We start from the raw sequence: 24,725 nt of genomic DNA on the forward strand, positions 1-24,725 counted from the left end.
ACGAAGCCGCGCTCGGCTGGAGCGCGGCTTCGGCGTTTAGCGCGGACGTTCGACGGTGAATCGCTCGCCGAGGCGGGAATAATCGTCGCCGGCGAGGCGGGCGACCGGGCGGAGCCGCTCGACGTCGATGTCCGGTGGCGCTTGCCGCGTTTCGCCGTCTGGGCCGGCGGTGTAGAGCGAGGCATCGACATGGAAGCGGACGACGCGCCCGATCAGCAGGTCGCACGCCGGCGCCTCGCCGGTGCCGCCGAGCGGGATCGCGCGCTCGAGCACGCACTCGAGGCGCACCTTGGCTTCGGCGAGCCCGGGCACCGCGACCGCCTCGCTCGCCACCGGCGTGAGCCCCGCGAGCGCGGGCTCGCTCTCCTCCGGCGGCAGCGGCGCCGCCGTCATGTTCAGCGCGGACACGTACGACTCGTCCGCGATGTGCACCACGAACGCGCCCGACGCGAGCGCGTTCCGGGCCGTGTCCTTAAGCGCGCCGCCCGGTTTGCGCTGAACGGACACGGACACCATCGGCGGCCGGGCCGCGACGATGTTGAAGTAGCTGAACGGCGCCGCGTTCAGCACCCCTTGCTCGGACAGCGTCGTCACGAGCGCGATCGGGCGCGGCACGACCGTGCCGATCAGCAGCCGGTAATTCGCCCGATCGTCCTGCTGTCCCGGATCAATCGAGAGCATCTCCCTTGGTTCCATGACCACGGCACTCACCCCTTAGCGTCAGACTGCGAAGCCTCGCCGCCAGACGGTCCGCCCGGCACGAACTGCCGCGCAAACCACTCGCTCGCCGCCGCGACCTCGGTCCGCGTCAGCTGATGGCCCGCCCGCTCCCAATGAATGTCCACGTCCGCACCCGCACCGCGCAGCAACCCGGCCAGCTCCTCCGTCTCCTCCGGACGGCAGATCGGATCGTTGTGTCCGGCACCAATAAATACCGGCACGCCGGCAAGCGATGGCAGCTTCAACCCCCGCAGCGGCACCATCGGGTGGTGCAGCACCGCACCTCGCAGCGCGCCCTCATAATGGAACAACAGGCTGCCCGCGATATTCGCGCCGTTGGAATAGCCGACCGCAACGAGGCTGCTGCGGTTGAAGCCATACTGTGCCGCAGCCTCGTCCAGAAATTCGTTCAGCTCCTTCGTCCGGAAGACGAGATCCTCCTCGTCAAACACCCCTTCGGCCAGCCTGCGGAAAAAGCGGGGCATGCCGTTCTCCAGCACGTTGCCGCGCACGCTCAGCACGCCCGACGCCGGCGACAAATACTGTGCCAGCGGCAGCAAATCCTGCTCCGTACCGCCTGTTCCGTGCAGCAGCAGCAGGGTAGGCGCCGCCGGATCGCTTCCCGGCTCATACACATGGATCATCGTCATCCCCGTTCCACTCCTTCCGGCTCCCGCACCCGAATCGGCAGCAGGTTCGCTTCAATAGCCTGCCGATGCGGCTCATACCAGTCCGGGAGCATCAGCTTTTCGCCCAGCTTCTCGAACTCCTCATCGACCGCAAAGCCCGGATCGTCGGTGGCTATCTCAAACAGGATGCCGCCCTCCTCGCGGAAGTAGATCGAGCGGAAATAGTTCCGGTCCAGCACCTCCGTAGGCTGCAGGCCATGCTCGCGTACCCGCTGCTGCCACTGGAGCTGATCCGCCTCGTCGTTCGCCCGCCATGCGATATGGTGAACCGTACCCGCACCGCCTGCGCCCCACGGCATATCGGCCGCTCTCAGGTCGACGATATTCCCCAGAGAGCCCTCCGACCGGAACCGGATATAATCTCCCTCCGCGCCAACGCGGGTAAGGCCCATCAGCTGCTCCAGCCGGTCAGCCGTCTGCCCGGCGTGCACGCTGTACAGCAGTGCGCCGCCGAACCCCTTGATCGCTACGTCCGGAGTTACCCCGGCGAACGACCATTCGCTTGCCTCCCCTTCGGCCCGCTCGACAATCTCAAGCCGCAGCCCGTCGGGATCGCTAAACTGCAGGAAGCTCTCGCCGAAACGCTCCGCCTCCATCACCGACACCCCGAGCTTCGCCAGCCGGTCCCGCCAGAACGATGCGGCACCCGCCGGTACGGCGAACACCGTCGTCCCGACCTGCCCGCCGCCGACCCGGCCGCGCCGCGCTCCCGGGAACGGAAAGAACGTCATCGCCGTACCAGGTGCGCCGGCCTCATTGCCGAAATACAAGTGATACACTTCCGGTGCGTCAAAATTAATCGTCCGCTTCACCAGCCGCAGCCCCAGCACACCTGCATAGAAATCGACGTTTTGCTGCGGGTCGCCCGCAAAGGAAGTAACGTGATGTATACCGGATGTCCGTTGTACTTGTGTTTGTTGTTGGCTCATTACCGATCCACTCCTTCAAATTTTGATATCTTTAATTTAAGATAATTATATTCCGTATTTGTGCATCCGTCAAGCAATGAGTTTTCAAGGACCTTCCAGGTGCTGAAATAGCCCAAATGATTGAGCTGCCGCAGGTACGCGACTTTGCCTGGCCGCCGGTTGCTCCGTCCGCGAGCTCGATCGCCGCTGTCAGGAGCTGACCGTCCTCGGTCCGAAGCGGCTGCTGATGGCGACCCGTTCTATTCAAGCCCGAATGCGGATGATGTTCAATCCCGAGCTGGACGTGTATGATGTGATGTCCTACTATGGATATTATGAGTATGCCCACTTCGCCAAAGACTTCAAAAGGTGTATCGGCATCACGCCGATCCAATACCGGATGTGGGTGCGTCAAGCTTCTCTGGGGAGGGCCGCGGATGTCGTATTTTTACATGACGGAGACGATACGGCTGTGATAGATTGAACCTGACAGCCCGGCTGTTCCAATAAGTTAGGAGGATGACCCGATGATTACAAAAATCGCTACGGCCGCCGTGTACGTGGAAGATCAGCAGCGCGCCAAAACGTTCTGGACCGAGAAGGTCGGCTTCGAGCTTGTCCGCGAGACCCCGATGGGCCCCGGCGCCTTCTGGCTCGAGGTTGCTCCGAAGGGCGCCCAGACGGCGCTTGTGCTTTACCCGCGCAGCATGATGAAGGATGCCGATACGATGCGTCCGTCGATCGTGTTCGAATGCGGCGATATCGAGGCCACCTATGCCGCAATGAAGGCGAACGGCGTGCAGTTCGAGGGTGAGCTGCAGAAGATGCAGTGGGGAACTTTTGCCCAATTCAAGGATGAGGACGGGCACACGTTCTTGTTAAAGGGCTGAGGCAGCCGCTTCACAGCTATTCACATCGCATAAGTAAGACCGAACAAATCGAAGAGGACCGCCCTTGCGTCAACGCACGGGGACGGTCCTCTTCGAATACAACTTATTCCATAAACTTCACATGCTTCATCAGCCTGTATACCATCGTTGCCAATTCAGCCCTCGTGGCGGGGGCTTCCGGCTTCAGCCCGGAGCCGTCGCCCGTTAACACTTCGGACTGCACCCACAGAGCCATGCTCTCCTTCGCCCAATCCGCGATGCGATCCCGGTCGCCGTACGAACGGAGCGCATCCGGGTAGCTTGCATCCGATGCCTGCCCGGCATAATGCGCCATGCGGCTCATGATGACAGCCAGCTCCTGCCGGGTCACGAGCTGCTCCGGCCGGAACGAACCGTCTTCATAGCCGGAAATCAAGCCCGCCTTTACGGCTGCCGCTACACTGCCGTAGTACCAGTCACCTCTCGCCACATCGCGAAACGCTGCGGTCTCACCGGCGCCCAAGCCAAGTGCGCGTACCGCCATGGCAACCGCCTCGGCGCGTGTGACCCGCCGGTCCGGCGAGAATTGATCCGGCGCCGTGCCGTTTACGATTTGCCGTGTGGCCATCGTCTGCACCGTCTGTTGAGCCCAATGCGAAGACATATCGGTAAAAGATACGGGCTCAACCCGCACGACCGTATATATGCTGTTACCGTTCCGCTTGAATACGACCCGGCTCATTCCGTTCTCATGCCGGACTGTAGTCGGCACGGGCACGAATTGCCCGGAGGCCTCGTTATACCACAGCACAATCGTATTGGCTGGGGGCAGCTCGCCCTTCACCGAGATCGTCCGCTCTACGAAAACCGGAAGTTCATCGATAGAGGCCGATTGCCCGCTGCTCCCGGTAACCCGCATGGTGAACTGCAGCGGAACCCCGATTGGCTGCATCCCGCCCGCCGCTTCGATCAGCTTGCGGAACTTCGCCACGTCTTTATCGTCCGCCTCGGCAATGACTACCTCGAAGCGCAGCTGCTCGGACGACACTCCGAGCCGTGCGGCATACTCGCCCAGCGGCAGTTCGGAAACCGGTAAGAGATACGAGCCTGCCGGCGCTTCCACCATCAGCTTGAGTTCAGCCCCGGTAGACTGCATATCGGCTATGAACGAAGGGGTAAGGACGACCCGGGCGGCTGCACCGTTGCCAACGACAGACAGGCGCACAGCCCCTCCATCCTCCCTGATCATATCCGGAGTTATCTCCGTTAACACGATCTGCTCGCTGTCGTTATTTTTTGCCGGCTGAGCGGGCTTAATCCCCGCGGCAATCGGCCCGCCGTTTTCGCCCGTCGAATCCGGTTCCTCCGGCCTGGCGTCCACACGCAGGATGAACTCCGTCTTAACCGTAGCCCCATCCGGGTCCGACACCGTTATCGTCACCGGTGTCTCGCCGGACTGCTTCGGCGTGATTGCGATATGCGCACCCACTACGGCAGCGTCGGCGATATTCGAGTTATAGACCGATGCCTGAACCGTCAGCGCATCCCCATCAGGATCATAGAAATATGGCGTCCAATTGAGTCGAATTGCACTGTCTCCGGCCGTTGCCGTCATCTTTGGAATGTCTTTCCCCCGCATCGGAGCGCTGTTCTCGACCATAATTTTTCGAACCGCTTGAAAGCCGCCCTGAACCGTTGTTACGGTAACCTCCGTCTCCCCTTTGCGGAGTGCGGAAAGCTTGCCGTCTTCGGTGACCTCGGCATAAGCGGGGCCGGTAATCGACCATCTCACGGATGGATCGGCGGCATTATCCGGCTCCACGATGGCCTTCAAAGCAACCGGCTCGTCGCCTGGCCGGAGGACCAGCGTTTCATCGGAATCGAATCGGATGCCGGCTACGGCGGCAAGGGTGATTGCCTCCACGCTGACCGTCATCCCGTCCGATTGCCCGCCGCGAACCGTTAACCGGAAACGGTACGGAGTATTATTGACGAGACCCGATACCTCAGCCGTTCCCTGCTCCATGTCAATCACCGCGTCGACGGGCTTCCATGCCGCTGCATCCGGGTCCCAGCGATCGATGTCATACGATGCGGCGCCGACAGCCCGCTTCCACGATAATGTAACGCGGTCATAGCCGATTGAGTCCGCCCGGAAAGCTTCGACCGGTTCCGAAAGCGTGGTCAGCTCAATCGAGTTGGATTCCCCTTGATTCGGTCCGCCCTCCACAACGAGCTTGAATCGGTAGGTCTGGTTCGGCACAAGCGACTCTGCACGAACTGACGCAGCGTCCGCGGCGAGAGCCGGTCCTTTTGCTTCGTCCCAGCTTATACCGGAGTCGGCGGATTGCAGCAGTCGAACCGAGATTGCGGCATCTGCCGCCGTCCACTCCAATATGGCTCCGTTCGATGTGATGCCGCCTTCCCTTATGCGCAGATCGGCGATCGGCTCGGCGGAGGTGACGGCGGGGACGGAATTGGACAGCCCCTCATGCACCCCGCCTGTAATTTCAAGACGGAAGCGATAGCTTTGAGCGGGACTAAGACCCTTCACTTCAGCCGTATTCGACGTGCTCGTCAGCACATCCGTTACCGCGGCCGACCACGTCGCGCCGTCGTCCGCCGATTGCACGACACGCAATGCAGCTGCATCGCCGATTGCCGGCCATTTCAGCTGAATTTGTCTGGACGCAATAGCACCGACTCCAAGGCCTGTGAATGGAACGGCATCCGTTCGAACCGATACCTCGTTGGACAAGCCTTCATTCTTGCCGCCGACGATGCGCAGACGGAAGGAATAGGCACGATTCGGAAGCAATCCGCTTATGGCCGCCGATACCGCATCCTCAGACAGACCGGTTAGCCGCTCCGTCCACGCCCCTCCTTCCTCGGCGCCCTCGACCACGATGCTTGCCGCTCCTTCGGCTTTCGTCCATCGCAGCTGCACGGAATCGCTCGAATGACTCTGAACGTTTAGGTCGGTCACCGCCGAAGGCGGCAGCACCGGCGTGACGATCGCCCGGATCATGGCATCGCTCTCCGCATCCGGCGTATATCCTCCGCTGCCGCGTGCAAACGTACGGCCCGCAATCCCCGCGGAACGGTCCAGTCCGATTCCAAGCGCAGTGGCTCCAACCGCCTCCGGCTTCGAAACGACTACAAAAACATCGTCATATAAATCTAACGGCTGCGGGAGCAGCACTGTGTTCCAGCCTTCCTCCAGCAAGGCCTCCGCGAACGCTGACCCGATCGCCGCCCCCGGTCCGCCCGAAGCCTCCACATGGTGGACGCTGAGCTGCACGATACCCGGTTTGGCCGTCCCTCCGGTCGAGCCCGCTTCGAAGCTCACTCCCTGCAGCTGCCTCCACCCGTTCGGGGATATCCGCAGCGCCCAAGCATTCTTATCTTGTTGGAACGGCACGAACTGCTCCGCTTGTCCGTCATCGTACGCCAAAAGATCGGAATCGAGGGATTCGCTCCAAGCCTCGAGCCGGACATCGACGTTCCTCACTTCGTTGCCGACGACCTCCACCGGAATATCGGCGTTGCGATATCTCGGCGCCGTTACCCGCATTGTATACATGCCGTCGGGGACATCGCTCATCGAGAAGGTTCCGTCCGCTCCCGTATACGTAATCGGCACTCCCATATATTCGCGCAGACGGAGTGTCGCATTCGGAATCGCCATCCTGCTGACGCTGTCGACGACATGTCCGGTCAGCTGTCCGTAAGTGATCGGCTCCAGAACGAAGTTCAGCTGCTGCTCGCCGGCAACAACCAGCTGCCTCTCTATCGTTTTAAAGCCCGGCGCGCTCACTCGGAGCGTATAGCGGTCCTGATCGTTCTTGGACTGCAGTGTATACATGGTGAAGCTTCCGGTTTCAAAATCCGAGCGGACCGTGCGTCCCGTCTCAACGACCGTCACTTCCGCAGCGATCGGATAAGCTTCCACAGGATCGGGCTCGTACACGGCAGCGGCGACTTGTTTGACGCCCGCCAGCGCGGATGCAGCTTCATTCGGCTCCAGGCTCGCTGCGGATGTCCCGCCGACGCTTTGACTGACCGGGGAGATGATAACATTCCCGCTCACCGAAGCGGGGTTCTCCGGTGCGCTCGTCGCAATCCGCAAGTTGTCGATAGACCATCGCTGCGGATATCGTTTGATCAGCCGAATATGCAGGGGCTCCGTCTGGCGGGCGAACTCGCTGAGATCGACAGAAACTTGCTCCCATGATTCGCTTGATACTTCGAAGGCCCTGCTATGTTTGCCAGTTATAGAATAATAGCCGTACAGCATTCCGCCGCTAGCCCACGAGTCGAATTGCAAATAAGCCTTATCCAGCTGCCGCATGTCGACCATCAGTTCGATTTCGCTAGCCGTACCCCCTGACGACGAAGCGATGTGCTCGCCGCCCGCCGGCAGCGGATTCACGCTCTTTTCCCGCGTCCATCCGTCGAGCTTCAAGGGACCCGCGTTATGTTCAAAATCAATCGTCCGCCCCGGCAGCAGACCAAACTCAGCGTTCATCCATTTCGGCTCCGAAGCTTCCTTATTGCCCGCCTCGTCGACGGCTTCGACATGCACGCGAATGCCCGGCGCTTGAACTACCGAACCCGGTATCGACGCTGTATATGCCGCTTCGGTACGTCCCCCGCTTTGACGCACCATCGGAATGGACGCCACCTCCGCACCTTGACCGTCCTCCACTTTGAGCCGCACGTCTTGAATCGAATAATTGTCATACACCACAGCGCTTACGGTCTGTTCCAAACCGACGAAACCCTCGTCTCCCACATCGGCGGTTACGTAAAGCTCGGGAGACTCCAGATCGCTGGCGGCCTGCAGCACCTGCCCGCTGATCGTACCGGCATGATCGGGCATGACGGAGGACACTGCCGCAAGTGCGTTAACCACGCCATAGCCGTAAGCCTCGTTCGGCGAGGCCGGATACTTGCTGTCCGTTGCCGGCGTCGCGGTCCCCTTCAGAATGTCCTCTACTTCCGCAACGGACAATGAGGCATCCGCAGATAGCAGAAGCGCCGCCGTTCCGGCAATATGCGGAGCCGCCATCGAGGTTCCTTCGTTCACCTTATATCCGCCGCCGGGTTTTGCCGATCGGATATTGACGCCGGGAGCGGCGATATCCGGCTTCTGGATGCCCGGGTACGGGGATGGGCCCCGGCTGGAAAATGACGCGATGGCATTGTTCGTATCTACAGCCGCGACCGAGAAGCTCTCCGGGTAATTGCCCGGAGGAGTAAGCGTAGAGCTTCCTGGCCCTTCGTTACCTGCGGCGAAGACGGGGACGATGCCGGCGTCTCGCCACTTCTGAATCACCTCGCGATAATACTCAACCACCCTAGTGGTTTTTATACTCCAAGAATTGTTGACAATATCCGGAGCTAATTCCGGATCGCCATTCGGCGCCAGCATAAATTCGCAGGCCGCCATCATGTCCGACGTTTCGCCCAGCCCCATGGCCGCAATCCAGGTGGCCTCCGGCGCTACGCCCGAGATATGGCCGGTATTCGGATCCGAGCCCAAAATCGTTCCCGCTACATGCGTACCATGACCGTCCGGGTCATACGGAAGCTGGCTGCCGTTCGAATCGAACCAGTTGCCGGCAGGGTTCGGATGGTCGGGATCGTTCGGGTTGTAGCCTCTCCACTTCCGCATCAGCTCGGGATGCGTCCAATCGACGCCGGTATCAATGATACCGACAACGACCCCGGCTCCTTTGACATTATAGAGACTCCACACTTGATCAGCTAAAATTTTGCCTATATTCCATTCCAACAGGCCGGAATCCGCATCTGCCTTCATGGCCGCCATAGACTTGACCGGCTCCGGGGGCGGCGCAGGTATGATGTCGATTTTCTCGTCCAGGGTAATTCTCACGACTTCCTTCCGCTGGGCCAGCTTCTGTATAACCGACCGGTCCGCCCGCACAGACAGCATATTGATGATGTAAAAGCTTTTGTAATCCTGCACGCGGCCCTGACTCTTCTGCACGTCAAGATAGCCGATCATGCCCTGCTGCGTATCTTCCGCAAGCGTCTTCAGCGAGGACACGACCTCTCTATGCGCCGCTTTCTTCTTGTCATAGCTGGTCGCCGCGCGGCCCGATCGCTTGCTCTGCGTTTCCAGACGCTGCTTCGCCGTTCTCGCTGCCGCCGCCGTATCTACTTGATCCGATAGCTCGACAAGCACCGAAACGTACTCGTTTTTCTCCAACTCATCGAGTACCGGCTGCTCGATCTTGCTCTTCGCTTCCACACGCGGCTTATCGGCGGCGTATGTCGGCGATAGATTCATAAACGAGATAAAGAATAACAATAAAGCCAACAATATCGGCAGCTTTCTCACTCTCACCGGGTATCTCCCTCCCATTTCCTTGTCATAAACTACCATATCGGAATTTTATCGTAAAAGAGAGAGAGACAGTTTTAAAAAAAATTATGAATGCGGGACAGCCGATACGCAGGTATATGCGGATGATGCAATTCGCTGTGCTCTGGCAGCGGAAGTTACAAGAACGCAGGTGTTGTGTATACTAAAGAGACAGGACATTGCGGGAACGGAGAAAATGACGGATGGACATCAAAGAGCAAGAGCCGCGCAGAAGAAGAAAGCACGGATCCGATACTCCGCTCTCGGAGGTTCCGGTTCCCCATTCGGACGGCGGCCCCGCCGCCGGTGCGGTACAGGCTGAAGAGCGGCATGCGGGAGGCAGCAGTCGGTACGCAAGGCAAGAGAGGCTCGTTGAAGAGCAAGGCAGAGAGCATGAACGTCGTCCGCACGACGGACTGATCGACGGGCAGGCGGAATTTGGGTTTGAGGTGCAGACAGATGAGCGGCAAACCGCTCAGGGAGGCGGAGTGCTTACCGTGCAAGCGGAATCAAAGCTGTGTGTGCATTGCGGTCAATGGTACCCGCTGAGCGAGTTCAAGCGGCGCACCGGACGGAGGTCCGGACGTACCGGCCGCCGGGGCGCTTGCCGGACCTGCCGGCTGCGGGCAGGGGAGCCGCCGCTTGGCGGAGCGGTTTCCGGCAGCGGGAAGCTTGGGCGAGCCGGTTACGGGAGCGAGCAGCTTCGTGGAACCGGTCGTGAGAGTGAGCAGCTTGGCGTAACAGGTAACAGAGGTGGGGAGCTTCCCGGAACGGGTTACGGGAGTGGAGAGCTTCGTGGGTCCGGCTACGGGAGAGAGGAGCTTCGCGGAAACGGCTTCATGAGCGAAAGGGCGGACGTCGATAGTGTCGGGGCACTGGGAGCCACATCGGCGGCTAGCTCCGGAAAGCTGCCGAGGGAGCCGTCACCAGGTTGGAGCGATGAGGCGCCGAATGACCGGAAGTCTACGAGCAGCAGCGGCCTGCCGGAGAATTCGGCGGCGGTAAGCGGCCATGGGAACTTGGTGGAGGCTAGCGGCCATGACAACTCGGCGGCGGCAAGCAGCCATGCCGTACTTGACGGTTCTCCGCCCATGATTGATCGACGGCGGTCCGACTTGGATGCCGCAATTGGCCGCATGGCGGCTGTAAGCGCTACCGGCAGCGCTCCGCGCAAGCGCCGGCGGCGCCGCCGCAAGAACGCGGGAACGGCGCAGCCGCCCGCGCCTGGAGCCGTTGCCGCGGCAGCGGCAACCACTGCCGCAGCGGCGCCCGCCCCGGACCCGGCTGATGCCGGGTCTCGGGCTCGCGCCGGCGCGGCTGCGCCGGAGGCGGCCCCCCTGGACGGGGCCGCCCACCCCGGCGATGCCCCCGCTGGGGCATCGCCAAACCCGGGCGCGGCCGCCGAGCCCGCCGCCGCGCCCCGCAAAAGGCGCCGCCGCCGCGGCCGGCGCAGCGCCAAGGCCGCCGCTCGCGCGCTGCTCGCCGGCGGCGACAACCCCGCGCCCGCGGCGGAAGCGCCAGCCATCCCGCCGCGGCGTGTCCGCCGGCCGCTGCCGGTGCCGCCGCCGCGGCCTCCCGGGCCGGACGCTTCGGTGCTGCGCCCGACTCGCGCCGGCGTCATCAAAATGCGCGGCCGCACCGACAAAGGCCGGCGCTGGGTGCAGGATACCGACCTGGCCACAGCCGTCAATCTCGTCGAAGAGCACGCCGCCGTCGTCATCAACTCCTATACGATCCGGCGCATCTATACGAACAAGTCGTTTCGAAGCTATATTTTGACACGGGACCGATACACGTGCTTCTTTTGCGGCGAATACGGCGACACGATCGACCATCTCGTGCCCCGTTCGAAGGGCGGGCATACGACGCCCGTCAACTGCGTGTGCGCCTGCCACCTCTGCAACCAGAGCAAAGCCAGCCGCGACCTCGACGAATTTTATGAGGACGACAATGAAGAAGCTTAAATATCCCTCTAAAATGGACGATCCCCGCACCTGAACCGGTACGGGGATCTTTATCGTATTCGCGGAAACCGCGAGCTAGTTCCAATGTTGACCTGTGGCACGTAAGCGACAAAAGCCCTGCCTCTCTTCTGTCCTTGCGGCTCCAATGACCGCTCCAGTGTTGAATTCGTGATCCGTTGTCCATCCTACTTGCAGCCTGAGTAAGAGAAAAGCTTGGAGGTTTGTTGAGGATTGTCGTGAGGAATCCTGCTAAACGCGGAACTAAAGGGGTTACCTTCAAATACTTTACTATCTTACCTGATCTGGAACGCTTTAGCAAGCACAGAATGCTGGAAAAATCAATTATAATTAATTGAACCTAAATCCAATCGCATGAAATTAGACTGATTTGAATGGGTTTTCGCTCAAACTTATTCGAATCCGCGGGAATGGGCCGGTTTCAAAAGACAGCCGTACACCCACGCATCCCGGCCGATACCGATTCCTATTCATGCGTACAGCTTGGGGCCGGCACCGGATGGACGGCACCGTTAATCGCCAATTTTGCGCCTGGAATATCATCGGTCACGAAAAAAGAAGTTCGATTCGGGCGCCCCCATAATACTGTACGGATTTGCAACTATGTCCGATTTCTATCAGCATGGGTGCATGACCCTCTCCAACGGCTTCATTATCCATCCTCCCCCCAACCAAAGTCGGGGCCGGACTTCCAACCTGCGCCGGTGTGCACGCCTCCCTTGGAACGTTACAATGGAGCCATCACGCTAGACGTTCAGGGGGATATTCACGTGTACTCACTATGGTCAGGCCTAGAGCTGCCGGCTCTGGCATTGCAGTTCATATTGGCTTGGATCGCAGCGTCCAAAGCCACTCGTATAGTCTACGGCGGAAGCACAGGTGTGATTCGCCGCCGCCTCGCCAAACAATGGGGCTGGTCCTTCCTGCTCCTCCTCCCTGCCGCAGGCGCCGCGGCCTGTATGTGGATGCTGATGTCCGCTTATCCGCCCGCCCTGTGGGAAGAACGACTTTACTTGGAGGCGCCTCTGCTTTTACTTCCTTTGGCCGCTGTCTGGCTGCTGTCCGTTCCGTCTCTGATCGGCGCCGGCGTTGCCGCCAGGAGTGCAGCTAAGCTCGAAGCCAAAGAGTCTGCTCCCGATATGGATGCTTTCACCTCCGTCGCAGCCTCCGAAGCCCCTAGCGCCGCGGCAAGCGCAGAGCTGAAGCTCCTTCGCAGAGCGGCATCGCCGTGGCTGACGCTTCCCTACGCCGCTTCGGCGCTTGGAGCGGCCGCGGCCTTATATTTCAGGATTGTCCCGCCTGCCTCTCTCAGCTGGCAGGAGCTTGCCATTCCGCTTGCCGCCGTGTTGGTCGCTCTGACTGCGCTATGGATGAGCCAACGCAGCCGGGCCGCAGCTGTCGAGCGTACGGGCGCCGCGGTGCGGGGGCCGCTTTGGAAACGGGCCGTGAGCGGTGCGGCCATCCTCGCGGCCGTTGCCGCCTCCGCCGCTTACCCGATCTACGCGGCTTACCAAAGCAGCTTGCTGCCCGGAGAGCTGAATATGATGGCGGGTCCTGTGGATGACGGCATCCCCGGTACAGCTGTCATCGGGGCCAATAACTTAGCTGCGGGTACTGTTCAAGCCGGACACCTTCACAGCATGACTGGCGCCTCGCTCGCCGCCGCAGCCGCCGCCCCCGCCGTATACGCTGCCGAGCCACGCGCTCGCCAGCTGACCGTTGATCAGCTGACAGGGCCTCAGACAGGCGATCCGGACCGGAGCTTCGAGCTGACCGCCCGCCGGGCCGTCGTCACCTTAAGCTCCGGCAAGCAGGTTGACGCCTGGACGTTTAACGGGGAGCTGCCGGGCCCCGAGCTGCGAATGAAGAAGGGCGAGCTGATCGAGGTGACGCTTCGTAACGAAGATATCGATGCGGGGGTAACGCTGCATTGGCACGGCCTCGATGTGCCGAATGCGGAAGACGGCGTCGCCGGCGTCACGCAGAATGCCGTTATGCCGGGCGAGACACACACGTACCGATTCCGCGCCATGCAAGCCGGAACGTTCTGGTACCATTCGCACCAAGTGTCGTCGGAAGCTGTCCGGAAGGGACTGTTCGGCGCTCTGATCGTCGAACCCGAAACCGCCGATATCCCTGTCACCAACGGCACCGCTGGCACCACTGGCACCGTTGAAACTTCCGGCACCATTCCCGCCTCGGCACCGGCACAGCCTGCGATGGATATTCCTGTCGTCACCCATGTTTGGGATGGGGCGGGTCTGGCCATCGGCTCGTCCGATACGCTGCAGCGGTCCAGCATCCCGGCCGGAACGAAAGTCCGCCTGCGGTTGCTCAACACCGACGACTGGGCACGCCGAACCTATGCGCTGATTGGCGTTCCGTTCCAAGTAGCCGCTATCGACGGTACCGACCTGCACGAACCGAGCATTCTGCAAAACACCCGGCTTGAGCTTACAACAGGCGGACGCTATGATGTCACCTTTACGATGCCGGACCGGCCCGTGTTCCTGAGCATCGGGGATAGTTCCGATAGCGGTCTCCTGATGAGCCCCGACGGTCAAGGGAATCCGCCGCCGATTCCGGCGCTGGCGACCTTCGATCCGCTTCATTACGGAACGCCGCAAGCCGCGCCTTTCGGTGCGGACAGCCGCTTTGACCGCGAATTCACGATGGTGCTCGATCAGAAGCTGGGCTTCTACAATGGCAATTTCGATCTGCTGTATACGATGAACGGCGCCGTCTTCCCTAAGACGCCTTCATTCCTCGTCCGGGAAGGCGATCTTGTCAAAGTGACGATCGTCAACCGCAGCTTCTTCGACCATCCTATGCATTTGCACGGGCACCACGTCCTCGTCCTTTCGCGGAACGGCGTTCCGGCGGACGGCAGTCCATGGTGGTCGGATACCCTGGATGTGACCCCCGGTGATACGTTCGAGCTTGCATTCCGCGCCGATAATCCCGGCATCTGGATGGATCACTGCCATAACCTTCAGCACGCGGCCGCAGGTATGTCCATGCATCTGATGTACGACGGCGTCACAACGCCCTACAGCGTGGGCTCCGCCACTACTAACCATCCGGAATAATTCCCCCGTCCGTGTTCCGTCAGCCGCTTCCTTTACTGGATGCGGCTGTATGATTTTTTTACAAATAATCAAATTACTTTTTATAACCTACATACTTGAAATACGTTGCACACTCCATTATACTTACTTTTGTGAAGTTAATAATTTTTTCAGGAGGAATTATCATGTCTACTGTTCTGTACATTACGGCGCACCCGCACGACCATCAAACCTCGGTTTCCATGGCCGTCGGCAAAGCGTTCGTCGATAGCTACCGCGAGGCGAATCCGCAGGACGAAGTCATCCACCTCGACCTGTATAACCTGAACATTCCGCATATTGACGCCGACGTGTTCAGCGGCTGGGGCAAGCTTCGCTCGGGCTCCGAGTTCTCCGCTCTGTCTGCCGAAGAGCAGGCCAAAGTCGCACGTCTGAACGAGCTTTCCGATCAGTTCGCCGCCGCTGACAAATACGTGTTTGTCTCCCCGATGTGGAACTTCTCCTTCCCGCCGGTGCTGAAGGCATACATCGACTCGTTCTGCGTCGCCGGCAAGACGTTCCGCTACACCGAGTCCGGCCCGGTAGGCCTGCTCGGAGGCAAGAAAGCTCTGCACATCCAGGCGAGCGGCGGTATTTACTCCGAGGGTCCTGCAGCTGAAGTCGAGAATGGCCATCGTTACCTGAGAACGGTACTCGGTTTTGTCGGCATTACCGACGTTCAAGCAATCTTCGCGGAAGGCATGAACGCGTTCCCGGACAAAGCGCAAGCCATCAAAGAAGCCGCAATCGCTAAAGCCGTGGAAGCCGCAAAGAGCTTCTAATCTTTCAAGAGAAAAAAGCCGTCCCTTAAGCAGATCGATCTACTTAAGGCGACGGCCTTTTTTTGCAAGGTAAGATGCATATAACACAATTGGCTCCGCTTACATTCCTGATTATTGCGGCATATCGGCGTTTTTCAAAAAATTAATAGTTTTTCCGCTAAACCACACAAATTGCAGTTTATTGCTGAATTAGCTTGAGGAATTCCGCCTAGCCATTAATGCAGCTGCCGTTGCACACCGGTACTATACTAGTCGCCCGGCAAATCAGCCCACGTTCTGCTTCCGGCGCATGAGCAGCTGATTGAGCACCTCGGAGAAGACGAGTCCGATCGCGATCGCTCCCGACAGCATGAACGCCTTAGCCGCAAGCTGCAGCGCCTGGTCGTACTGATTCTCCACAACGTTGCGCATCGCATCGTAGGCAATGCCGCCAGGCACGAGCGGGATAATGCCGGCGACGCTGAAAACAATAATCGGTGTCCGGAACAGCTTGGCCAGCACCTGACTTGTCACCGTTACCGCGAAGGAGGCGCACAAGGTCGCGATGATCGGATCGATAGCATGCTCGTATGCCATAAGCACATATACCAGCCACCCGGCCATGCCGACGAACCCGCATCGCAGCAGCGTATCCCGCGGCACGTTGAATATAATTCCGAACCCTGCCGAGGCGATAAAGCTCGTTATCAGCTGTGCAATCATAGACCCACCCCCTTGGAAAACAGCGACAGCACAAAGGCGACGCCCGAGCCGATCGCGAATGCGGTCAGGAACGCTTCCGCGCCCTTCGATATGCCCGACACCAAGTGGCCGGCCATCAGATCCCGCACCGCATTGGTAATAAGCACGCCCGGTACGAGCGGCATGACGGAGCCGACGATGATCGCATCAAGATCGCGCCCCGCTCCGTAATGAACCATGACGAAGGCAACGACGCCGATGATCCAGGCCGCCAGAAACTCCGCAAAAAACTTAATCGCCACCAGACGATGGAACCAATACGAGCCGTAATATCCGATTCCGCCCGCTAGGCAAGCCGCGCCAAAATCGTACCATTCCCCCTTGAACATAATAAGGAACGATCCGCTTACAAGCGCAGCCGCAACAACCTGCAGCCAAAGCGGATAAGACGTACCGGAGGCGTCGATCTGCCTCAGCATGGCGAGCGCCTCTTCGGCGGAGAGCCCGCCGCTGCTGATTCGGCGCGAAATCGCGTTCACCAGCGTCACCTTCCGCAGGTCGGTCGACCGCTCGGAGATGCGCACCATCCGCGTCGTCGGATGCGCGGAGCCGCCGTCGGCTGTAAATATAATCGCCGTTGGCATAACGAAGCTTTGCGCATCCTGAAGTCCTAACGCAGCGGCGATTCGCGTCATCGTATCCTCAACGCGGTACGTTTCGCCGCCGGATTGCAGGATGATTTTCCCGGCTATGAGGCAAGTCTCGATGGTGGCATTGAACTTCTCATCCATATATGCAGGCTCCCCCGGCTGTTCAGTAAAGAAGCCACCCGTGCACATGCAGGTGGTTTCTCCTATCCTATCATAGGAACAGGCAGCTGACAAAGGCGAACCTCGGCAAAAATAACCACGAATCGACAGGGTCCGCAGGTTCTTTATAAGAATTATTTATGATATCATATACAAGGGGGGTGTATCTTATGAATACTGCGAATGAGAACACCATCAAACATACAAGGCTTTCCTACGCCAAGCTGCTGCGCCGGATTTTGTTTCTCTTCCTCGGAGCCTGCATGGTGTCGGTCGGACTGGAAATTTTCCTTGTGCCTAACAGCATTATCGACGGCGGTATCACCGGGATTTCCATTATCGCCTCACACTTGAGCGGCTGGCCGCTCGGCTTGTTCCTGACCCTGCTCAACCTGCCGTTTTTATTTCTAGGGTACAAACAAATCGGCAAAACGTTCGCGATATCCACATTGTTTTCCGTCCTTGTGATGTCGATCGGCACGACCTTGCTCCATCCGGTTCCTCCGATCACCATCGATCCGCTGCTGGCGGCCGTGTTCGGCGGCATCATTCTCGGCATCGGCATCGGATTGGTCATTCGCTCGGGAGGCTCCCTGGACGGCACGGAAATTGTCGCGATTCTGCTGAACAAAAAGCTGCCGTTCTCGGTAGGCGAGACGGTGATGTTCTTCAATATTTTTATCCTCGGCAGCGCGGGGTTTGTGTATCAATGGGATCATGCGATGTATTCGCTGATTGCGTATTTTATCGCATTCAAGACGATCGACGTCACGATCGAAGGCTTCGACGAGTCGAAGTCGGTATGGATCATCAGCGACCAGTATAAAGTGATCGGCGATGCGATTATCGACCGGCTCGGCCGCGGCGTCACGTACCTGCAGGGCGAAGGCGCCTATACCGGCGATGACAAGAAGGTTGTCTTCTGCGTTATCAACCGCCTGGAGGAAGCGAAGCTGAAGTCGATTGTCGACGAGCTTGATTCGCACGCGTTCCTTGCCGTCGGCAACATTCACGACGTGAAGGGCGGACGGTTCAAGAAGCGGGATATTCACTGACCGGCATGAAAAATGGAACAACCTAGTCTGCTTTGGCAGGCTAGGTTGTTTTGGCATTATCGGCTTTCGGCAATCAGCTGACGCAGCTGCTGTCCTGCGCCTTCGGCGATGAGCCCTCCGTGGTAACAGACAATCGCTTCGATGTCGAGCTTCGCCAGCTTATGGAGAGAGCGCATCGCCTCCTCCATATCGAGTGTCGTTTGCGGGACAGGCCGGTGCAGCGCCCCGTTCACGATCAGCATGGCGTCGGCGGCGATCAGCGTCTTGCTTCGCTTTACATACAAGCTGATGTGTCCGTCCGTATGACCGGGAGTATGAATGACCTGGATGCCCCCGCCATACGGCAGCTCGTCTCCATCCGCCACAGTATCGGTCACCGGTGCCTTCGGAGGCTGCGAGAACATCGCCAAAGCTTGGCGTCGTACCTCATCCGGGAACCTCTCCAGTACGGGAGCCATTCGTTCCGGGGTCGTCTTGATCAGCGGCAGCTTCCCCTCGATATAAGGCCGGTCCAGCTCATGCGCATAGACGGTAAGGGAACTGCCGGATTGCCCGATGAGGTCGGGCAGACTGCCGATATGGTCGAAGTCCTGGTGCGTAACGACGATCGCCTGGAGACTGGCGGGATCGACGCCGTCCTTCCGCATAGCGGCGTGGATAAGCGGCAGCGAGCCGGGCATGCCGGTATCGATCAGTACGGCCCCGTTCTCATCCTGAATGAGCGTCGGACATAGTACCGATTTGCCTCCGAATCCGTCGATCTCCAGTTCAAGCATGTGAACACCTGGTGCAATTTTCATACGGCTAACCTCCTGGGAATGGGAATTGGGCAGCAATCCATTCTAAGTTGTACCAAATCGCCCCAGTAAGGTCAATACTCAAAATAATTATTATATCATAAAAATAATTTTTTGTCAATATGTAAAATTCACAAAATTGGATGTCCGTTTGTTACAATATTTTCGCTTTGGGATAAGCTCACTTACTTCACACATACCCCTATGCCGATAAAATAGCGCACCCCGTCCCGCGGCTTCTCGAACGTCACTCCGCGCTGATAATAGATGTCGACGTCGGCGTAGCGTTTGAACAGCTCCCCGAACTCCTCCGGCGTCAGTTGGTGCACATGGAACGGTTCGCTTGTCGGCATCCCCCGGCCGCGCCCGAACGGAGACGACAGCACTAGTATTCCCCCGGGCTTTAGCATCCGGTAGAGGTTGTCCATCAGCGCCGCTTCGTCGGCGATGTGCTCGAACGTTTCAAAGCAGAGGATCGTGTCAAACTGCCCCAGCCGCTCCGGAAGGGAACGATCCGCGGCGTCGCCCTGGAGGAACGTAATTTTTTGATGATGGTATTCGCGTTTTGCGTAGCGCAGCGTCTCTTCGTCGAGATCCACCGCCACTACCTCCGTCACTTCGCGCTTCCGTTCTTTCGCGATCATGTGGCTCCCGTATCCGGTGCCGCAGGCGAGATCAAGCACCCGGCCTCTCGCATACGGCGCAGCAAAATAATACCGGCTCACATGCTCCAGCAGCATCCCGTTCGTCGGCTTCAGCTGCTTCGGGATGATGCGCTCTCCTGTCCATTCCAATCCATGCACCGCTTTCCGGTTAATCGTTGTTGGCTGTCGATTTCAGATACGGCCGTACCGCTTGCAGAGCTTGAACGATCGCATCGAGCCGCTCCACATGCTCAAGCTGCAGACTGACGTACTTCGGCCGAATCCCGGAAGAGCTCAGCTCCAGCATCGCCAGCCCTTTCTCTTTATCTACCGATACCGAGAACTCGTCCTGATCATGCACATACTCCCAGCCCATCCGCATACTCCTCCAAACACAGCTTTCCTGTATCGTACCATACTTATCCGTCGCAGTGCTGTTTCATTTTCTTGCACTGTTTTGCCGGAACCCATTGTATAATTCACAGCTAAGAAACGTTGCAGAGGAGTGGTATTCATGAATTTGAAGAGGCAGCAAGTGTTCACAGGGTCTCCTTGGGAGCCGGTCGTCGGCTATTGCCGGGCTATTCGAGTAGGTGACCGGATCGAAGTAGCCGGTACAACGGCCATGAAGGATGGCGAGGTCGTCGGGGAAGGCAGCCCGTATGAGCAGACCGTCTTCATCCTGCAGACGATTGAGAAGGCGCTTCAAGAGCTTGGCGCGGACTTATCCCACGTCGTGCGCACGCGTATGTTTGTCACGGATATATCCCAATGGGAGTCGATCGGCAGAGCTCACGGCGAATTTTTCCGCGACATTCGGCCGGCTGCTTCCATGGTTGAAGTGAAGGCGCTCATCGACCCGCGTCTGATTGTGGAGATCGAGGCGGAGGCTATTGTCGGGTAATCATTGGAGAAGATAATGTGTGCCTTCTGATCATACGGAGAATAGGGCTGCCGCAGCAGCCCTATTCTCCGATCATTATTTTCCGCTTAACAGCTGATCATCCATAAGACGCCGAACTTGTCTTCCACTTCGCCGTACGACCCGCCCCAGAAAACCGGTTCTAGCGGCTGCCGCACTTGGCCGCCGGCTGCGAGCTTCTCGAACGCGTTTCTGCCTTCGGCTTCGGCTTTAAACTGCAGATTCAAGCTGATGTCGTTTCCCCGCGTTAATGGCGTCATGGAATCGGCCATAAAGAACGTGACCCCGGCGGCCGTAAAGCACATATGCATGACTTTGTCCTTCAGCCCTTCAATCGGCTCGGGAGCATCGCCATACGTCATGACGGAGTTGATCTCCCCGCCGAGCGCACCGATGTAGAACTCCGCTTGCGCCCTCGCATCCTCTGAAAATAAAAACGGTATCAGCGTTGCCATTACTCTCATCCTTCCCAGCTTGATTTGAACTGCCTCCGATTCCAATATAGCAGTTCTGCGTGGGCGGGATTTCTTTTCAATTGCTGAAATTGACGGCGGCCTGCGCCTGCCCTGGATAGCGGTTTTGAAGGTGTTATTTTGCTTGTTATCCTGCGGATGAAACAAATCACGGTTCCGTGGTGGCTCGGTGCCCGGAAGACGACCCTCTTTGGGCGGTCTTGGGACGCTGTGGCGGTTCGATGCCGAGAAGACGCCCCTTTCTATATCGGCGCAGCAAACGCAAAAAAGCCGCAAGCACCAAAAGGCCTGCGGCTTCCACTCGATATTAAATCATTCTTTCCCCGTCATACGTCGCGATCACCTTGTACAGATCCGGACGGCGATCGCGGAAGATGCCCCACTCAATGCGCTGCGTCTCGAGCTGATCCAGATCGAACTCCGCAACGAGCACCGTCTCTTCCGTACGGCCGGCTTCGGCAACGAAGTTGCCCTGCGGGCCGGCGATAAACGACGAGCCGTAGAACGTAATCGAGGAATCCTCATCGGACTCCACGCCGATCCGGTTCGATGCGATTACCGGCATCAGGTTGCAGGCCGCATGGCCGCGCATGCACATTTGCCAGTGGTCTTTGGAGTCGATCGAGCCGTCCTGCGGCTCCGAGCCGATCGCGGTCGGGTAGAACAGCAGCTCGGCGCCCATAAGCGCCATCACGCGCGCCGCTTCCGGATACCACTGATCCCAGCAGACGCCGACGCCGATCTTGGCGTACCGCGTGTTCCACACCTTGAAGCCCGTATCGCCCGGGTTAAAATAAAACTTCTCCTCATACCCCGGACCGTCCGGAATATGGCTCTTGCGGTACAAGCCCAGCACCGTGCCGTCGGCGTCAATGACCGCCAGCGAGTTGTAGCGGGCGTAATTCTTCTTCTCGTAGAAGGAGATCGGAAGTACTACCTGCAGCTCCTTCGCAATTGCGCGGAAGTGCTGAATCGCTTTATTTTGCTCAAGCTCCGTGGCGTAGACGTAGTAGTCGGACTTTTCCTTCTGGCAGAAGTACGGCGTCTCGAACAGCTCCTGGAGCAGGATGATTTGCGCGCCTTGTGCAGCGGCTTCCCGCACCAGCTTCTCGCCCTTCGCAATGTTCTCTTCAATATTCGTCGAGCAGCTCATTTGCGTAGCCGCTACTTTTACTTTTCTCATGGTTTCTCCCCCTATCCTTTGAAAATTAAGGCATTTGCTGTGTCGTACAGTGAACGTTGCCGCCTTCTTTAATGATGGCCATACCGTCTACCGTGCGGATGCGGCGCTCCGGGAATGCAGCCTGCAGCGCTGCGACAGCTTGCTTGTCGGTCTCTGCGGCCGTACCGCCGAAGATCGGCAGGATGATGCCGCCGTTCACAAAATAGAAATTGAGGTAGCTCAACGTCAGTCGCGAGTCTTCGAAGTCCACCCGCGGCGGCTGCGGCAGCTCGATGATTTGCAGCTCGCGGCCTTGGGCATCCTTTGTAGAGCGAAGTATGCTCAGGTTCTCTTGTGTAATTTCATAGTTGGCGTCCGAAGGATCGTAGCAGGTCTGGATAATCACCTTGCCCGGCGCCGCGAAGCAGGCGATGTTATCGACGTGACCGTCCGTTTCGTCGCCGTCGAGGCCGCGCTTCAGCCAAATCACCTTGTCGATATTGACGAACTTGCGGAGCTCTTCTTCGATATGCTCACGCTGCAGCTCCGGATTGCGGTTCGTGTTCAGCAAGCACTCTTCGGTCGTAAGCAGCGTGCCTTCGCCGTCGACATGGATCGAGCCGCCTTCCATCACAAGCGGCGCATCGAAGCGGCGTACGCCGTAATGCTCAAGAATTTGCGGTGCAACCGCGTCGTCGAGGTCCCACGGCGAATATTTGCCGCCCCAGGCATTAAACTTCCAGTTTACGCCGGCTACCTCGCCTTGGCCGTTTACGACGAACGTCGGACCATTGTCGCGCAGCCATGCGTCGTTGTGCTCGATCGGCAGCAGCTCGATCGGATGTACAGTCGGACCTTCCCGGTGGAGCGCTTCGCGCACCTTCTCGGCATCAGCCGCATTGACGACTACGCCTACCGGCTCGAATTCGGCGATGGCGCGAATCACCTGCGTGTAGCCGCCGCAGACGTTGGCATAATCGTCCGGGTAAACCATGGAGGCCTGAATCGGCCAAGAAATCAACGTGCGTGTATGTGGAGCCCACTCCGGGGGCATGCGATAATTCAGTTCTCTTGGATACGTCATGTCGGCATCTCTCATTTCTATGAGTATTCGGGATCAGCCAGCCATGTTGCCGTTTGTTGCTCGTGCTCGTCCCTGAGCCGACCCAAACAACATCATACATGAAACGTCCCTCGCACTCAATGAATAAATCTGGTCGATCAGGTGAGTGATTTCCCTAATCCGGCCAGCCATGCCCGCAGGCGCTCCAAAGCGCCGGGCATCCTCACCTGCAGCGAACCGAGCTCGTAGCGTCCGTCAGCCTGCTTTCCTTCCATAGCGAACTCGACCCCCGGCCGCCCCGTATCCGGATCGACGAGCGCGAGCCGCAGCGAATACAGGCCTTCGGGCAGACGGCTCGGCAGCCGAACCACGACATGGCTTGCCGTCTCGCCCGGCAGCCATGTCTGTGCCAGCCCCGTCACCCGCTCGCTGGCCACCGTCTCGCCTTGCCCGCTAACCAGCGCCACCTCTAACGGCCAGTCGTAATAGAACGAAGCAACTCCATCATTGCGCATCTTCAGCGATACCGGAACTTCGCCGCCTGTAACGGCCGATTCCGGATAGCTCAACTCGGCGACGCGCAGCCGATATCCCATTCGCTTCAGCAGCTTATCCATATTCGCCTGCTCGGCGGCGTTTACCTCCAGTCCCGCAGGGCTGCTCGGACCGAGCCAGGAGACGTGACTGCGCTCCACCATCTGCAGCACTTCGTTCACCCGGCCGTTTTGCACGTAGCTTCGTACCTGTCCGGCGTTGGCGAATTCCCCTCCGCTCGGCGCCTGCTTCCAAAAGTCCGGCATGCCGGGCAGCCTGACGTCGCCTGCCAGCAGCGACAAGTACCCGTTCTCGAACCAATCCACGAAATCCGCCGTCGCCCCCGGGCTCCCGAACATGTCGTTATACAAGCCGATCCCGTGTCCGCCGGCAATCGGGTAAGGCCGCCTCATCAGCAGCCGCTTCGTCGGGAACGCCTCCAGGTAATGCTTCACATAACGGTCAGAGGTCGCCATTGGAGGGAAAGGAATGTTCATCGTATCGTTGCTGTAGGTGTGCCACTCGCCCCAATGCCCGAGGCTGCCCAGTGCGATGAAGGCGACCCGCGGGTCTTTATCGTATCGCGCTCCCAGCGCGGCGATCGCTTCTTTGTGCCGCTGAATGAACGTCTCGTTGCTATAGTTCGGACTGAATCCTTTGCCGACCTCTTCATCATATTGGATCCCGTCGCGCCCAATCTCTTCATAGAGCCAATCCGGAATGTCGCGGTGGGCCTTGTCGGTTGCATAGTCGGCGACGAACCGGAAGATGACCCGTACGCCCTGCCTGCCCCATTCGTCAAGCTTGAACCTCCGCTCCAACCCGGCAAAATCATACCGTCCCCGCTCCGGCTCCAGCTCCCGCCATGTGACTACCGCATACACCAGCTTATGCGGCTGGCGGTACGGTCCTTGGTCGGCCGGGGGCGCGAAGCCCATAAAAGGATTGTATAGCACGGTCGTCAGCTCGCGCGGCGCCACCGTCACTTCGTCCGCAGCCGCTTCGCCCGGAGCCATGCCCGCGACCGTACCCGTGGCGGCAACGACGGCAAGCCCGATTATTGCACTCTTCATCCACATTTGCATGCTGACTGCCCTCCGCCTTCTTGCTGCAATGATCTATCTAAAGTCACGGCTT

The 24,725-nt window shown here is 59.0% G+C and carries 20 protein-coding genes; 7 read left to right on the plus strand and 13 right to left on the minus strand.

Annotated elements, in window-relative coordinates; all coding sequences use genetic code 11:
* Positions 1–36: 36 nt before the first annotated feature.
* The 3 genes from ACFFK0_RS13475 to ACFFK0_RS13485 are packed head-to-tail and all read right to left on the minus strand — an operon-like array spanning position 37 to position 2,338.
* Entirely contained in the window at positions 37–681 is a 645-nt protein-coding gene (locus tag ACFFK0_RS13475) for a flavin reductase family protein (protein ID WP_377470827.1), read from the minus strand.
* A gap of 26 nt (positions 682–707) precedes the next feature.
* A complete protein-coding gene (locus ACFFK0_RS13480; protein ID WP_377470829.1) occupies positions 708–1,364 on the minus strand; it encodes an alpha/beta hydrolase in 657 nt (218 codons plus the stop codon).
* A 2-nt stretch (positions 1,365–1,366) separates the two neighbouring features.
* Entirely contained in the window at positions 1,367–2,338 is a 972-nt protein-coding gene (locus tag ACFFK0_RS13485) for a ring-cleaving dioxygenase (RefSeq protein WP_377470766.1), read from the minus strand.
* 148 nt (positions 2,339–2,486) lie between these two features.
* Between ACFFK0_RS13485 and ACFFK0_RS13490 the strand changes: the two genes are divergently transcribed.
* Positions 2,487–2,801, plus strand: a complete 315-nt coding sequence (locus ACFFK0_RS13490) for a helix-turn-helix domain-containing protein (RefSeq protein WP_377470832.1) — start codon at positions 2,487–2,489, stop codon at positions 2,799–2,801.
* Between the two features lie 43 nt (positions 2,802–2,844).
* Positions 2,845–3,207: a VOC family protein gene (locus ACFFK0_RS13495; RefSeq protein WP_377470767.1), complete on the plus strand. Its 363-nt coding sequence runs from the start codon at positions 2,845–2,847 to the stop codon at positions 3,205–3,207.
* A gap of 103 nt (positions 3,208–3,310) precedes the next feature.
* Here ACFFK0_RS13495 and ACFFK0_RS13500 read toward each other — a convergent pair whose 3' ends face one another.
* Complete coding sequence (locus ACFFK0_RS13500) at positions 3,311–9,559, minus strand: S8 family serine peptidase (protein ID WP_377470768.1); 6,249 nt, start codon at positions 9,557–9,559, stop codon at positions 3,311–3,313.
* 221 nt (positions 9,560–9,780) lie between these two features.
* On the opposite strand from ACFFK0_RS13500, the gene ACFFK0_RS13505 reads away from it, so the two are divergent.
* The 3 genes from ACFFK0_RS13505 (at position 9,781) to ACFFK0_RS13515 (ending at position 15,448) form a co-directional block, all read left to right on the plus strand.
* Positions 9,781–11,541 (plus strand): HNH endonuclease, encoded by a 1,761-nt coding sequence (locus ACFFK0_RS13505; protein ID WP_377470769.1) that lies wholly within the window; start codon positions 9,781–9,783, stop codon positions 11,539–11,541.
* Positions 11,542–12,329: 788 nt separating this feature from the next.
* Positions 12,330–14,648 carry a multicopper oxidase family protein gene (locus tag ACFFK0_RS13510; protein ID WP_377470770.1) on the plus strand — a complete coding sequence of 773 codons (2,319 nt, stop codon included), beginning with the start codon at positions 12,330–12,332 and terminating at the stop codon, positions 14,646–14,648.
* A gap of 164 nt (positions 14,649–14,812) precedes the next feature.
* Positions 14,813–15,448 (plus strand): FMN-dependent NADH-azoreductase, encoded by a 636-nt coding sequence (locus ACFFK0_RS13515; protein WP_377470771.1) that lies wholly within the window; start codon positions 14,813–14,815, stop codon positions 15,446–15,448.
* A 264-nt stretch (positions 15,449–15,712) separates the two neighbouring features.
* On the opposite strand, the gene ACFFK0_RS13520 is transcribed toward ACFFK0_RS13515, so the two are convergent.
* Positions 15,713–16,150 carry a threonine/serine exporter family protein gene (locus ACFFK0_RS13520; protein WP_377470772.1) on the minus strand — a complete coding sequence of 146 codons (438 nt, stop codon included), beginning with the start codon at positions 16,148–16,150 and terminating at the stop codon, positions 15,713–15,715.
* Positions 16,147–16,920, minus strand: a complete 774-nt coding sequence (locus ACFFK0_RS13525; protein WP_377470773.1) for a threonine/serine exporter family protein — start codon at positions 16,918–16,920, stop codon at positions 16,147–16,149. The genes ACFFK0_RS13520 and ACFFK0_RS13525 overlap by 4 nt, the downstream gene beginning before the upstream one ends.
* Before the next feature lie 188 nt (positions 16,921–17,108).
* Here ACFFK0_RS13525 and ACFFK0_RS13530 point away from each other — a divergent pair, with 188 nt between their 5' ends.
* The gene (locus tag ACFFK0_RS13530; RefSeq protein WP_377470774.1) at positions 17,109–17,993 is read left to right on the plus strand and encodes a YitT family protein; all 885 of its coding nucleotides are present in this window, start codon (positions 17,109–17,111) and stop codon (positions 17,991–17,993) included.
* Positions 17,994–18,049: 56 nt separating this feature from the next.
* On the opposite strand, the gene ACFFK0_RS13535 is transcribed toward ACFFK0_RS13530, so the two are convergent.
* From ACFFK0_RS13535 to ACFFK0_RS13545, 3 genes are all read right to left on the minus strand, one after another.
* Positions 18,050–18,793, minus strand: a complete 744-nt coding sequence (locus ACFFK0_RS13535; RefSeq protein ID WP_377470775.1) for an MBL fold metallo-hydrolase — start codon at positions 18,791–18,793, stop codon at positions 18,050–18,052.
* Positions 18,794–18,975: 182 nt separating this feature from the next.
* Positions 18,976–19,530 (minus strand): class I SAM-dependent methyltransferase, encoded by a 555-nt coding sequence (locus ACFFK0_RS13540; protein WP_377470833.1) that lies wholly within the window; start codon positions 19,528–19,530, stop codon positions 18,976–18,978.
* A gap of 73 nt (positions 19,531–19,603) precedes the next feature.
* On the minus strand, positions 19,604–19,810 hold the full coding sequence (locus tag ACFFK0_RS13545; RefSeq protein WP_377470776.1) for a hypothetical protein: 207 nt from the start codon (positions 19,808–19,810) through the stop codon (positions 19,604–19,606).
* 144 nt (positions 19,811–19,954) lie between these two features.
* Here ACFFK0_RS13545 and ACFFK0_RS13550 point away from each other — a divergent pair, with 144 nt between their 5' ends.
* On the plus strand, positions 19,955–20,338 hold the full coding sequence (locus tag ACFFK0_RS13550; protein ID WP_377470835.1) for a RidA family protein: 384 nt from the start codon (positions 19,955–19,957) through the stop codon (positions 20,336–20,338).
* 86 nt (positions 20,339–20,424) lie between these two features.
* Here the strand turns inward: ACFFK0_RS13550 and ACFFK0_RS13555 are convergent, their stop codons facing one another.
* The 4 genes from ACFFK0_RS13555 to ACFFK0_RS13570 all read right to left on the minus strand — a co-directional run bounded on the left by ACFFK0_RS13555 (position 20,425) and on the right by ACFFK0_RS13570 (position 24,673).
* Positions 20,425–20,811, minus strand: coding sequence for a VOC family protein (locus ACFFK0_RS13555; protein WP_377470778.1), 387 nt, complete (start codon positions 20,809–20,811; stop codon positions 20,425–20,427).
* A gap of 325 nt (positions 20,812–21,136) precedes the next feature.
* Positions 21,137–22,012, minus strand: coding sequence for an N-carbamoylputrescine amidase (gene aguB / locus ACFFK0_RS13560; protein ID WP_377470779.1), 876 nt, complete (start codon positions 22,010–22,012; stop codon positions 21,137–21,139).
* A gap of 25 nt (positions 22,013–22,037) precedes the next feature.
* Entirely contained in the window at positions 22,038–23,075 is a 1,038-nt protein-coding gene (locus tag ACFFK0_RS13565) for an agmatine deiminase family protein (RefSeq protein WP_377470781.1), read from the minus strand.
* A gap of 137 nt (positions 23,076–23,212) precedes the next feature.
* Entirely contained in the window at positions 23,213–24,673 is a 1,461-nt protein-coding gene (locus ACFFK0_RS13570) for a DUF4832 domain-containing protein (protein WP_377470782.1), read from the minus strand.
* Positions 24,674–24,725: the final 52 nt, after the last annotated feature.

The sequence above is a fragment of the Paenibacillus chartarius genome, from assembly GCF_042432825.1.
GTDB lineage: Bacteria > Bacillota > Bacilli > Paenibacillales > NBRC-103111 > Gordoniibacillus > Gordoniibacillus chartarius.